The organism is Singulisphaera sp. GP187 (assembly GCF_900129635.1).
Lineage (GTDB): Bacteria > Planctomycetota > Planctomycetia > Isosphaerales > Isosphaeraceae > Singulisphaera.
Map to the genome: position 1 here is coordinate 5728829 of NZ_FSRB01000001.1, position 12271 is coordinate 5741099.

The following is a 12271-nucleotide window of genomic DNA, read 5'->3' on the forward strand; positions in this document are numbered from 1 at the left end:
GACTACCGGAGGGACGCAACGGTGCTGGGTGCCACGCAACGTCGATTACTGATGCCTCATCCTACTGCACTCATGTGCTTGTTTAGCAAGGCTTTCTGTTCCTGAGTCAGGGTGTGGAGCACAGGCGGTTTCGGCGGCTTATGCGGTTTGCGACGAGGCCACTTGCGTGTGGCTTTCGGGCTCTTCTGCTTCCGGCACCCGGCGCGGCAGCCCGCGAGTCGCTTGTGGTAACACTTGGCCTTGGGTTTCACGGCCGCGTCGATCTCCTTGCGGATCTCGATCAGAACTTTGCGGGGGCTGATCACTGGGCCATCGGTCGCCGACGCCGACGCCGGCCGAAGCGCCAGGTCGGCATGCGCCAGGAGGATCTGCGTGGCCAGCAGTGACAACTCGGCCTCGCGATGCACCAAGGCCACCGTGCGGCTAGCGAGTTTCAATTTATTGATTATACGCTTGTATGTGCGAAATAGTCCTTCATTACGCCATCTCCAGCGGTAGAATTTGGCGGCCGTCGCCGCCGACATCCGGGCTGGGTCGAGGACGTCGGTCAGGAGCCAGACGTCGCGTTTGACCGACCCCTTACCCTTGCCCTTGGCCGGGATCCGGATCAAGCGGCATTGGATCGGCGCTTCCCCTTTCTTCTGGACATAGTTCGGCCAGTACAAGACAGGGCCTTCGGTCCAATCCTCCAGGTTCGCCACTTCGAGGGTGTAGAGGTCGACCCGCGACGACATCCGGAACAGGAACGATCGCTTGACACCGAGGATCGCCCGGACCAGATCGAAGCCCATATAAGCGGCGTCGCAGACGATCAGGGCCTCGGGCGAGAGGGTGGCGAGCAAGTGCCTCAAATGCTCTTGCTCGGCCGCGGTGCCCGGGCCGAGTCGCCACGACCAAAGCAGTCCCGTGGGCAAGTGGACGAACGCCGTCAGCCAGACGTTGGGGGCCGCGTCGTTCTTGCCGGCCTGCCCGAGTCCCCGTTCCAACTCGGGGGTGCGGGGGCACTCGATCCGCGAGCCGTCGCAGCCCATCGGCTCGAAGCCGTCGACAATCCGCCGCGACCCCAGTCGGGCGTGGATCTGTTGCCGAACCCCCGCGGCCAACGCCCTGAGTTGTCGCATGGGGACGCGTCGCATCGCTTTCTGGAAGCCGACGAGGGTCTTTCCCGGGCGTCTTCGCGACTCATGGCAGGCGACGTAGTATCCCCGGGCCTTCTCAAACCTCTCGGACTCGGAGTCGCCGGTGGCCCAGGTCATGGCGAGCATGACCACGACCAGTGGCTGGAGATCCCACCGCGGCGCCGACCGCCTTTGAGGAACAACCCCTCGGGCTTGCTTCCAGACCGTCGGGGTGAGAAACTGTCGGACATAGCCGATCAACGACTGCGGTTGCTGCAAGCCTTGCAGCGTCCGAGCTGCCTTCATCGCCGTTCTTCCTCAATCCAGGTGAGTGCCGGTTGCTAGCCGCACCCATCATGACGAAGAACGGCGATTTTTTGCCCCCCCTTCTCTCGAACGAACCGCAGCCACGGAGCGGCAGTAATTCTCTGGTCCGGTGAGAGTTACATCCGTTGTTGACGACGCCGAGTTACTGACGTTGGGTGCCACGCAACGTCGATTACTGATGCCTCATCCTACTGCACTCATGTGCTTGTTTAGCAAGGCTTTCTGTTCCTGAGTCAGGGTGTGGAGCACAGGCGGTTTCGGCGGCTTATGCGGTTTGCGACGAGGCCACTTGCGTGTGGCTTTCGGGCTCTTCTGCTTCCGGCACCCGGCGCGGCAGCCCGCGAGTCGCTTGTGGTAACACTTGGCCTTGGGTTTCACGGCCGCGTCGATCTCCTTGCGGATCTCGATCAGAACTTTGCGGGGGCTGATCACTGGGCCATCGGTCGCCGACGCCGACGCCGGCCGAAGCGCCAGGTCGGCATGCGCCAGGAGGATCTGCGTGGCCAGCAGTGACAACTCGGCCTCGCGATGCACCAAGGCCACCGTGCGGCTAGCGAGTTTCAATTTATTGATTATACGCTTGTATGTGCGAAATAGTCCTTCATTACGCCATCTCCAGCGGTAGAATTTGGCGGCCGTCGCCGCCGACATCCGGGCTGGGTCGAGGACGTCGGTCAGGAGCCAGACGTCGCGTTTGACCGACCCCTTACCCTTGCCCTTGGCCGGGATCCGGATCAAGCGGCATTGGATCGGCGCTTCCCCTTTCTTCTGGACATAGTTCGGCCAGTACAAGACAGGGCCTTCGGTCCAATCCTCCAGGTTCGCCACTTCGAGGGTGTAGAGGTCGACCCGCGACGACATCCGGAACAGGAACGATCGCTTGACACCGAGGATCGCCCGGACCAGATCGAAGCCCATATAAGCGGCGTCGCAGACGATCAGGGCCTCGGGCGAGAGGGTGGCGAGCAAGTGCCTCAAATGCTCTTGCTCGGCCGCGGTGCCCGGGCCGAGTCGCCACGACCAAAGCAGTCCCGTGGGCAAGTGGACGAACGCCGTCAGCCAGACGTTGGGGGCCGCGTCGTTCTTGCCGGCCTGCCCGAGTCCCCGTTCCAACTCGGGGGTGCGGGGGCACTCGATCCGCGAGCCGTCGCAGCCCATCGGCTCGAAGCCGTCGACAATCCGCCGCGACCCCAGTCGGGCGTGGATCTGTTGCCGAACCCCCGCGGCCAACGCCCTGAGTTGTCGCATGGGGACGCGTCGCATCGCTTTCTGGAAGCCGACGAGGGTCTTTCCCGGGCGTCTTCGCGACTCATGGCAGGCGACGTAGTATCCCCGGGCCTTCTCAAACCTCTCGGACTCGGAGTCGCCGGTGGCCCAGGTCATGGCGAGCATGACCACGACCAGTGGCTGGAGATCCCACCGCGGCGCCGACCGCCTTTGAGGAACAACCCCTCGGGCTTGCTTCCAGACCGTCGGGGTGAGAAACTGTCGGACATAGCCGATCAACGACTGCGGTTGCTGCAAGCCTTGCAGCGTCCGAGCTGCCTTCATCGCCGTTCTTCCTCAATCCAGGTGAGTGCCGGTTGCTAGCCGCACCCATCATGACGAAGAACGGCGATTTTTTGCCCCCCCTTCTCTCGAACGAACCGCAGCCACGGAGCGGCAGTAATTCTCTGGTCCGGTGAGAGTTACATCCGTTGTTGACGACGCCGAGTTACTGACGTTGGGTGCCACGGGGTTGTACTCAACCCGTGAGCGATCGCCCAGGTTTTTGGCTCACGGGTTGAGTACAACCCCGTGGCACCCAGGGCTTGCACATCATTCAATATCAAGGAAGACCAGGTCCACCTGCCTGGCAAATGGCTGGGATGGGACAGCCCACTGTGCCGAGCGAGAACCGCCCCCGGAAACGAAAAAACCCCGTGCGCTCGCCGATGAAGGACGAGGACTCGGGGCAGTAATTCGTTCGAGCGTCGAACTGCGTGAGGTCTGGTCTTACCAGGCGAAGTGGGCGAAGGCCTTGTTGGCGTCGGCCATGCGGTGGACGTTCTCGCGGCGGGTGATGGCGGCACCGTCGCGGTTGTAGGCGGCGACCAGCTCGTCGGCGAGCTTGATGGCCATCGGGCGGCCTTTTTTCTCGCGGGCGGCCATCAGGATCCAGCGGATCGAGAGGGTCTGCTGGCGAACCTTGTTGACCTGCATCGGCACCTGGTAGGTGGCACCACCGACTCGCTTCGAGCGGACCTCGATGATCGGCTTGACGTTCTCGACGGCGCGGCTGAACACATCGATCGGGTTGTCGTTGGGCAGGCGCCGTTCGATGAGTTCCATGGCGTTGTAGAACACCTTCTGCGCGACGCTCTTCTTGCCATCGTGCATCAGGCAGTTGATGAACTTGCTGGCCAACTTCGAGCCGAAACGAGGATCGGGGCGAAGCTGCGCCTTGCTGGCGGTAAACTTGCGGGACATGCGCGTTCGTCCTGGGGATACCTGAAGGTCGTTTGTGTATTACTTCTTCTTTTTGGCCGGCGCGGCAGCTTTGGCGGGAGCTCCGTACTTGGAGCGAGCTTGTTTACGATCTGCCACGCCGAGGCTGTCGAGGACGCCGCGGACGATGTGGTAACGGACACCCGGCAAGTCGCGAACACGGCCGCCCCGGACCAGCACGATCGAGTGCTCTTGAAGGTTGTGACCTTCGCCGGGGATGTACGCCGTGATTTCTTTGCCATTAGAAAGCCGGACGCGCGCCACTTTACGCAACGCCGAGTTCGGCTTCTTGGGGGTCATCGTCTTGACCTGGAGGCAGACCCCGCGCTTGAACGCGCAACCTTCGAGCACCGGCGACTTGGTCTTGTAGACCACCGGCCTGCGTGGCTTACGGACGAGCTGGTTGATCGTGGGCATGAGTCGATAGTTCCATTCTTCCCGGCCGGTCACTCCCTTGCCGGGGTCGATCCTGTCGCTGGGAGAGTGCTCTGGCGCATTTTGAACAGGTCCGTGCACCGAACCGCTGCGCAAGACGAAGCAATGGCCGGACAACGGCGAAGCAAGTAGTGTAACGCCTTACTTCGACCTGTCAAGACGAGTCAAGACAAACATGCGGTGCGATCGGGAGCGCTTGCCCAGACGAGCCGGAGCCGCTCCCGAGCGTGCCGGCGGGGCGGGAGTGGGCGACCGAATTGACATGGAGAGTCCCCCTGCCCTACGATTTGCGGCCGGGGGAATGCTGCATGTATGACCGCGACTATGAGGCTGATCTCGACGACTCGGAATATCCCGATGAGCCGGACGATGATGATGACACGATTCCCTGTCCTTACTGCGGCCTGTCAGTCTATGAGGAGGCGGAGCGTTGCCTTTACTGTGGCCACTATCTCTCGGTGGAGGACGCCCCAAGGCGCTATCCCTGGTGGTTTGTGCTGGGCTTCCTTCTGAGCATGGTCGTCGTGCTGGGGTGGGTCTGGCGATGGTGAGGCCGAACGCTGCCAGGAGGAACGGCGGACATGGTGGCTGAACCGACGGCAGGGACGCCGGCTGCGATGCGGGTCGCCCTCGTTTACGACATGGACGCCTGCCGGGGACCGACCGGTGTCACCCGCCATGCCTTGGCCCAACTCGAGCGGCTGGCAAAGCGGCCTGAGGTCGCCTTGAGCGTGCTCTCGGGACGGATCAGCGAGCCCGATGGCCTCGTCTACTGGGAGAGCCTGGGTTCACTCCCGCGTAGGGAACTGCCGGTGCGGACCCGCGACGCCCTGCGGTGGTGGCGGCTCTGCTCCTGGCCCCCGATCGAACTCTGGTCGAAAGAGGTCGATTGGGTTTATTGCCCGGCCGAGTACGCGGTACCCACCCGGAAGGCGCGACGAGCGGTGACCTGCCACGACGTTTTGCAGAACCTCCGGAGCCACCCGAAGTTCCGCCACCGGTTGCGCGAGACTTTCGGCCAGGCCGACCTGATCCTCTCGGTCTCACGGTTCAATACCGAGCAACTTCTTGAGGCTTTCCCCGAATGCCAGGGGCGGGTGGAATACGTGCCCAATGGCGCGGAGGACCTCTTCTTTGAACCGGCGAGCGAATCCGAGCGGGCGGCCGTTCGGGCCGACCTGGAGTTGCCGCGCGGCCTCCCTTACTTGATCTCGGTGGCCAATTTCCAGCCCCGGAAGAACCTGGCCCGCCTCGTTCGCGTCGCCGGGCGGTTGCCCGAGGTGGTCGGAGGCGACCTGGCGCTGGTGCTCCTGGGGGCAGGGTCGGATTCCGAGGACCGGCTCTTGCGCGAGGCGATCTCGGCTCTTGGCCCTCGCGCGGTCGTGCGGATGCCGGGTTACCGCCAGGGCAAGCTGCTCCGCGCCGCGTACGCCGAGGCCACGGCCCTGGTCTTCCCCTCGCTCTGTGAGAGTTTTGGTATTCCCGCCGTCGAGGCCATGGCGCAAGGCATTCCGGTGGCCCTGGCCGACTCGACCGCCCTCCCCGAGATCGGGGGCGCGGCGGGCTGGTACTTCGACCCTGAAAGCGACGACTCGCTCCTGGCCACCCTGCGCAACTTGCTCGATCAGTCGGACGAGCGTGCTCGTCGCGCCCATCTGGGACGCCAGATCGCCGAGTCCTACCGCTGGCAGGCCGCCAACGATTTGCTGGTTAACGCCTTGGCGTCACGCCGTGGTGCCCGATGACGGCGTGGAGGGGCCAGGCATGAGATCGTTGCTCTGGTACGGACTTGCCGCCCTGGGAGAGATCGCCGGGTGCTTTGCCTTCTGGGCCTGGCTGAGGAATCAGAAAAGCCCTTGGTGGATGGTTCCCGGCGTCGTCGCGCTCGTCCTCTTCGCCTTGGCCTTGACTCGGATCGAGTCGAGCCACGCCGGTCGGGCCTATGCCGCCTACGGGGGGATCTATATCGCTTCCTCACTCGCCTGGCTCTGGGCCGTCGAGGGCATGCGTCCCGACCGTTGGGACCTCGCCGGAGCCGGCCTCTGTCTGGTGGGAACGGGCGTCATTCTCTTCGGTCCGAGATCCGGCTGAGAAATGGATCCGCGGGAACGGTTTGTTTCCCTGGCGGGCGTAAGGTTAGTCCTTGCGCTGAATCGCAAGCGAACAGAAAACGTAAGGCTCATGTCTTCTGCTGAGCCGAAAACGAACAGGAAGCGTAAGATTTCTGTCTTCTTTGGTCTGCTTGCTTGCGGAGCACCGAAGCCAGGAAGCTTACGCTCCCCGCTCGCCTGAGGGGCGAGCGAAAATGGTTCCCCTCAGAGGTCCAACTCGTCGACCCAGCTTCGGAGTCGGCCCATCGCTCGACCGACGGCGGCGACGTTTTCGGGGTCGTTGAGCCAGCGGCTGACGCCCGACGGATGGGGGAGCGGCAGATAGCGGACGCCGTCGCGGAGGGTCGCCGTGCCCACGACGGCGGTGAGCGACGGGACGCGGCCCAGGAAGGTGCGGATGGCGAGGAGCCCGACCAGGAGCACGACCGCGGGCTTCAGAACTGAGAACTGGCCGTCGAGCCAGGGGCGGCAGAGGGCTTGCTCGGCCGGTGAGGGGACGCGGTCGCCGCGGGCGCCGGGGAGCCGCCCTGGGTAGCAGCGGGTGACGGCGCTGAAGTGGATCTTCCGCCAGAAATCTTCGCGCGGGATGCCGCCGAGCTCGAACCAGAGACGAAGCTTCTCCCCCGCGGCACCGGCGAAGGGGACGTTCTCGAGGTTGGCCCGCAGCCCGGGGGCCTGGCCGATCAGGAGGATCCGCGGCAAAGCGGCGTCAGGTTCGGGGTCGCGGGCGATCGGGACCGACTCGGCCTGACTGAGATAGCCTGCGCGCTGGCAGAGGCGGCACGAGCGGAGCCTTGCATTGAAAGCCACGAGCTCGGCACGTAGGTTGGCTTCAGGCTGAGCCGCGGGGGAAGGTCGCATGGGAGTCGAGTCTACGCGGTACGAGTGCAACGCCAACGGCCCCCATCCCCCCAGAGAAAGGAGATGAGGGCCGTTGGTTGAACCACGGTGAGAACACGAAAACGGGCGATTAGTCGCTCGCCTTGCCGGCCCCCGCGGGGGCCGCCGCCGGACTGGGCGTCTCGTCGCGGGGGTAACGGCTATAGCCGGGACCCTTCTCGGCGAGGGCTTCGAGCGCCTCGGGTCGGATTCGGACTTCGGCATCCTGGTGGGACTTGAAGCCGGTTCCGGCCGGAACGAGGTGGCCGAGGATGACGTTCTCTTTCAGGCCGACGAGGTAGTCGACCTTGCCCGCGAGCGCGGCCTCGGTCAGCACCTTGGTCGTCTCCTGGAAGCTGGCCGCCGAGATGAAGCTGTCCGACTGCACGGCCGCCTTGGTGATCCCGAGGAGCTGGGTGCTCGCGGCGGCCGGCTTGGGACGAATCCACTCGGCCTTCTTGCCGCTGGCCGTTTCGACCCGGAGGTTTTCCTGGTCGAAGTGGTCGCGGGGGACGATGTCGCCCTGGCGGAAGTCGCTCTCGCCCGGGTCCTTGACCTTGACGCAAGTCATCAGCTCGAGGTTCTTGCCGCGGAAATCGAACTTGTCGATGACCGAGCCTGGGAGCAAGCCGGTATCGCCGACGCTTTCGACGCGGACCTTGCGGAGCATCTGGGCGACGATGATCTCGAGGTGCTTGTCGTCGATTTCGACACGCTGGGAACGATAGACGTTCTGGATCTCGCGGAGCAGGTAGCGCTGGACGGCTTCCTCACCCGAGATTCGGAGAATGTCGTGCGGCACCAGCGGCCCTTCGACCAGGGCGTCGCCGGCCCGGACGCGGTCGCCACCGTGGACCCGGAGGTACTTACCGTGCGGCACCAGGTGCTCGCGCTCGATGCCGCTCTCGTTCTTGACGATGATCGTTCGCTTACCACGACGCTTCTCGTCCAACAACTCGACGCGGCCGTCGATCTCGGCGATGACCGCCGGCTCCTTGGGTCGCCGGGCCTCGAACAGCTCGGTAACTCGCGGCAGACCGCCGGTGATGTCCTGGGTACCACCCACTTCTCGCGGCGTCTTGGCCAGCAAGGTACCCGCGGTGATTTGGGCTCCTTGCTGGACTTCGATACCGGCCCCTTCAGGGATGTAGTTGTAGGCGAGGATGTGCCCCTCAGCGTCCTCGATGAGGATCTGCGGGTGCAGGTCCCCCTTGTGCTCCATGATCGTCCGCCGGGTGTGGCCCGAGGGGTCGATCTCGATCCGCATCGTCTCGTTTTCGATGACGTCTTCGTAGCGGACCTTACCGCCGACTTCCGCGAGAATCGGGATGTTGTGCGGGTCCCACTCGCAGAGCATCGTACCGCGGGTGACCATCGAGCCGTCCTCGACGAGCATCGCCGCACCGTCAGGCACGTCGTACTTCTCGAGTTCGCGGCCCTTGGGGTCGAGGATCTGGATCTCGCCGTTACGGGAGAGGGCGATCTTCTTCCCTTCGTCGTTGGTCACCAGGTTGATGCCGACGTACTTGATCTTGCCTTCCCGCTTGCTCTTGACGTCCTTCTCTTCGACGCCGCGGGTGGCGACGCCGCCGATGTGGAACGTACGCATCGTGAGCTGGGTGCCCGGCTCACCGATCGACTGGGCGGCGATGATCCCGACGGCCATGCCCGGCTCGACGAGCTGGCCGGTCGCCAGGTCCATGCCGTAGCAGCGGCGGCAGATCCCGAGGGTCGCCTCGCAGGTCATCGGGCTCCGGACCTGGATCTTCTCGATCTGCATGTCCTCGAGCTTCTTGGCCGCGGCCACCGTGATCATCTCGTTTTCCTTCACCACGATCTCGTCGGTGATGGGGTTCACGATGTTGACCCGGCTGACTCGGCCTCGAATCGACTGGACGAGGCTGACCTCGACCTTCTCGCCCTTGTAGATGACTCCCTTGGTGATCCCCTGGGAGGTGCCGCAGTCTTCCATCGTGATCACGACGTTCTGCGCCACGTCGGCCAGCTTACGGGTCAGGTAACCCGAGTCGGCCGTCTTCAAGGCCGTGTCGGCCAGACCCTTTCGGGCTCCGTGCGTCGAGCTGAAGTACTCGAGCACCGAGAGGCCTTCGCGGAAGTTCGCTTTGATCGGGGTCTCGATGATCTTGCCCGAGGGCTTGGCCATCAAACCTCGCATCCCGGCGAGCTGGCGAATCTGCTCGACACCACCACGAGCACCCGAGTCGGCCATCAGGAAGATCGGGTTCAGGTAGACCTGGCCGTTGCGGACGTCATGACGGAGTTGCTCCATCATCTCGTTCGTGATCCGCTCACGAGCGTGGGTCCAGGCGTCGAGCACTTTGTTATAGCGCTCCTGCTCGGTGATGATTCCGCGCTGGTAGAGCTTGGCGGCCTTGGCCACTTCCTTCTCGGTTTCCGAGAGGATCGCGTCCTTGGTCATCGGCGTCTTGAGGTCGTCGGTGGCGAACGACAGGCCCGAGCGAGTGGATTCGCGGAACCCGAGGTCCTTCATGTTGTCGAGCAGGTTGATCGTTGCGGCTCGACCGAGGATCTGGTAGCAGTCGGCGATGATCCCCTGGAGCTGCTTCTGGCCCAACGCCGTGTTGTAGTACGGCATTTTGGCGTCGAGGATGTCGTTGAAGATCACGCGGCCGGTGGTGGTCTTGATGACCATGCCGGGGGTGAACTCCTTCTCGCCGTCCCCTCGCAGCTTCTTGTGAACCGGGAGCCGGAGGTTGATCATCGCATGGACGCCAACCTTCTTCTGGCTGAACGCGAGGAAGACCTCGTTGGCGCTGGAGAAGGTCATCCCTTCGCCGGGCTCGCCGGGGCGCTGCACCGTCACATAGTACGACCCCATGACGATGTCCTGGGTCGGGCTGATGATCGGGTTGCCGTTGGCGGGGCTGAAGATGTTGTTGGTCGACATCATCAGCGTCATCGCCTCGACCTGCGCCTCGATCGAGAGGGGCAAGTGGACGGCCATCTGGTCGCCGTCGAAGTCGGCGTTGAACCCTTTACAGACGAGCGGGTGGATCCGGATCGCGTTGCCTTCGACCAGGACCGGCTCGAACGCCTGGATTCCCATGCGGTGCAAGGTCGGTGCTCGGTTGAGCAAGACCGGGTGGTTGTGGATCACCTCTTCGAGGATATCCCACACCTCTTCGACCTTGCGCTCGAGCATCTTCTTGGCCGACTTGATCGTGTCGGCGTGGCCCAGCTCCTTGAGCCGGCGGATGATGAACGGCTGGAACAGCTCGAGGGCGATCTTCTTGGGGAGACCGCACTGGTGGAGCCGGAGGTCGGGGCCGACCACGATCACCGAGCGCGCCGAGTAGTCCACGCGCTTGCCCAGCAAGTTTTCGCGGAACCGACCCTGCTTACCCTTGATCATGTCGGTCAGCGACTTCAACGGCCGGTTGCTCGAGCCGAGCACGGGCCGCTTGCAGCGGTTGTTGTCGAACAGGGCGTCGACCGCCTGCTGCAACATCCGCTTCTCGTTGCGGATGATGACCTCGGGCGCGTTCAGGTCGACCAGCTTCTTGAGCCGGTTGTTGCGGTTGATGATGCGGCGGTAGAGGTCGTTCAAGTCGCTGGTGGCGAAGTTGCCCGAGTCGAGCAAGACCAACGGACGCAGGTCCGGCGGGATGACCGGGATGGCTTCGAGCACCATCCACTCGGGACGGTTGTCGCTGTCGCGGAGCGCCTCGACGACTTTCAGCCGCTTGGTCAGGTCCTTGGTCTTCTGCTTGCTCGAGGTCTCGCCGAGCTCGGTCCGCAGTTGCTTGGAGAGGCTGACCAGGTCGAGCCGCGCCAGGAGCTTGCGAACGGCGTCGGCCCCCATGTCGGCCTGGAAGGTGTCGCCGAACATCTCGCGTGACTTGCGGAAGTCCTCTTCGGTGAGGAGCTGCCGTTCCTTCAAGGGGGTGTCACCGGGGTCGATGACGACGTAATCCTGGAAGTAGATGATCCGTTCCAGGCTGGACGTCTTCATGTCCAGCAGGGTACCCAAGCGGCTGGGCATCGCCTTGAAGAACCAGATGTGGACGACCGGCGCGGCCAACTCGATGTGGCCCATCCGCTTGCGGCGGACCCGCGAGTGCGTGACTTTCACGCCGCAGCGGTCGCAGATCATCCCCTTGTACTTCATCCCGCGGTACTTCCCGCAGGCGCATTCCCAGTCCTTCTCGGGGCCGAAGATTCGCTCGCAGAAGAGGCCGTCCTTTTCGGGGCGGTAAGTCCGGTAGTTGATCGTTTCCGGCTTCTTGACCTCGCCGAAGGACCAGCTCCGGATGTCGTACGGGCTGGCCAGCCCGATCTTGACGGCGCCGTAATCATTGATACGATCGTAGGCACTTTCGCCCATGCTCACGGGACACTCTCCTCTGCACGCGCTCAAGCCGTGCCGAAGCGGGGTTGTTTCGGGGGAAAGTCACAATTCAGCGGTCGCTCAAGCGATCGGTTCGGATTCCCAAATCCCAAGTCGCGGGCATCGACCAAAAAAAGATCCGCGGGCCGATCCCCTCTCACGTTCCCGGAACAGGAGAGGACGCCGCGGTTCAGACGGTCATCCGAGACCGAAGGTGCCACGCCGGCCTTCCTCCTTCGCCGGATGCAGGAAACTCCAAGATTCAAGCCCAATGGACCTCAAAACAAGGCGGAGGCGCAGCCCAGAACAACGTCGGGCCGGCCGCCGATGGAGTCGCTTCTTGTTGATGGTAGCCGATCTTAACATGGATTCCAAGAAAATTCTGCTTGACAAGGGCATTATTTGGGGCGCCGTTCGGGAACGGGTGAGGGTCGTTCTCGAGTCATGGGCAGTCGGGGCCGTTTCAAGGACCCTGGGGTGTCATGAGCGATGACCTTCATCTCGATCCCGTTCGACTTGGGCTCAAGTGTCGAGCCAGGTCTTGG

General features: G+C 63.5%; 9 protein-coding genes. 3 read left to right on the forward strand and 6 right to left on the reverse strand.

Translation table 11 applies throughout. The features are described from left to right. Nucleotides 1–56: 56 nt before the first annotated feature. From BUS42_RS22390 to rpsL, 4 genes are all read right to left on the reverse strand, one after another. Nucleotides 57–1424, reverse strand: a complete 1368-nt coding sequence (locus tag BUS42_RS22390) for a transposase (RefSeq protein ID WP_074304734.1) — start codon at nucleotides 1422–1424, stop codon at nucleotides 57–59. A gap of 204 nt (nucleotides 1425–1628) precedes the next feature. Beyond that, on the reverse strand, nucleotides 1629–2996 hold the full coding sequence (locus tag BUS42_RS22395) for a transposase (RefSeq protein ID WP_074304734.1): 1368 nt from the start codon (nucleotides 2994–2996) through the stop codon (nucleotides 1629–1631). A 444-nt stretch (nucleotides 2997–3440) separates the two neighbouring features. Next, nucleotides 3441–3914 (reverse strand): 30S ribosomal protein S7, encoded by a 474-nt coding sequence (gene rpsG / locus BUS42_RS22400; protein ID WP_015244112.1) that lies wholly within the window; start codon nucleotides 3912–3914, stop codon nucleotides 3441–3443. Nucleotides 3915–3953: 39 nt separating this feature from the next. Beyond that, on the reverse strand, nucleotides 3954–4349 hold the full coding sequence (gene rpsL / locus BUS42_RS22405) for a 30S ribosomal protein S12 (protein WP_015244113.1): 396 nt from the start codon (nucleotides 4347–4349) through the stop codon (nucleotides 3954–3956). Nucleotides 4350–4675: 326 nt separating this feature from the next. Between rpsL and BUS42_RS22410 the strand changes: the two genes are divergently transcribed. Genes BUS42_RS22410 through BUS42_RS22420 form a run of 3 tightly spaced genes read left to right on the forward strand, consistent with a single transcriptional unit; the run spans nucleotide 4676 to nucleotide 6458 of the window. Then, a complete protein-coding gene (locus tag BUS42_RS22410; RefSeq protein WP_074309836.1) occupies nucleotides 4676–4918 on the forward strand; it encodes a zinc ribbon domain-containing protein in 243 nt (80 codons plus the stop codon). 30 nt (nucleotides 4919–4948) lie between these two features. Then, complete coding sequence (locus tag BUS42_RS22415) at nucleotides 4949–6112, forward strand: glycosyltransferase family 4 protein (RefSeq protein WP_074309838.1); 1164 nt, start codon at nucleotides 4949–4951, stop codon at nucleotides 6110–6112. A gap of 19 nt (nucleotides 6113–6131) precedes the next feature. Next, nucleotides 6132–6458 carry a YnfA family protein gene (locus tag BUS42_RS22420; RefSeq protein ID WP_074309840.1) on the forward strand — a complete coding sequence of 109 codons (327 nt, stop codon included), beginning with the start codon at nucleotides 6132–6134 and terminating at the stop codon, nucleotides 6456–6458. A 224-nt stretch (nucleotides 6459–6682) separates the two neighbouring features. Here BUS42_RS22420 and BUS42_RS22425 read toward each other — a convergent pair whose 3' ends face one another. Continuing rightward, nucleotides 6683–7339 (reverse strand): uracil-DNA glycosylase family protein, encoded by a 657-nt coding sequence (locus BUS42_RS22425; protein WP_074309842.1) that lies wholly within the window; start codon nucleotides 7337–7339, stop codon nucleotides 6683–6685. A 109-nt stretch (nucleotides 7340–7448) separates the two neighbouring features. Continuing rightward, entirely contained in the window at nucleotides 7449–11729 is a 4281-nt protein-coding gene (rpoC, locus tag BUS42_RS22430) for a DNA-directed RNA polymerase subunit beta' (RefSeq protein ID WP_074309844.1), read from the reverse strand. Nucleotides 11730–12271: the final 542 nt, after the last annotated feature.

Bases quoted from the DNA above. Each gene is read 5' to 3' on its own strand.
- BUS42_RS22390 (WP_074304734.1), bottom strand. From the start codon at position 1,424: ATGAAGGCAGCTCGGACGCTGCAAGGCTTGCAGCAACCGCAGTCGTTG.
- BUS42_RS22395 (WP_074304734.1), bottom strand. From the start codon at position 2,996: ATGAAGGCAGCTCGGACGCTGCAAGGCTTGCAGCAACCGCAGTCGTTG.
- rpsG (WP_015244112.1), bottom strand. From the start codon at position 3,914: ATGTCCCGCAAGTTTACCGCCAGCAAGGCGCAGCTTCGCCCCGATCCT.
- rpsL (WP_015244113.1), bottom strand. From the start codon at position 4,349: ATGCCCACGATCAACCAGCTCGTCCGTAAGCCACGCAGGCCGGTGGTC.
- BUS42_RS22410 (WP_074309836.1), top strand. From the start codon at position 4,676: ATGTATGACCGCGACTATGAGGCTGATCTCGACGACTCGGAATATCCC.
- BUS42_RS22415 (WP_074309838.1), top strand. From the start codon at position 4,949: ATGGTGGCTGAACCGACGGCAGGGACGCCGGCTGCGATGCGGGTCGCC.
- BUS42_RS22420 (WP_074309840.1), top strand. From the start codon at position 6,132: ATGAGATCGTTGCTCTGGTACGGACTTGCCGCCCTGGGAGAGATCGCC.
- BUS42_RS22425 (WP_074309842.1), bottom strand. From the start codon at position 7,339: ATGCGACCTTCCCCCGCGGCTCAGCCTGAAGCCAACCTACGTGCCGAG.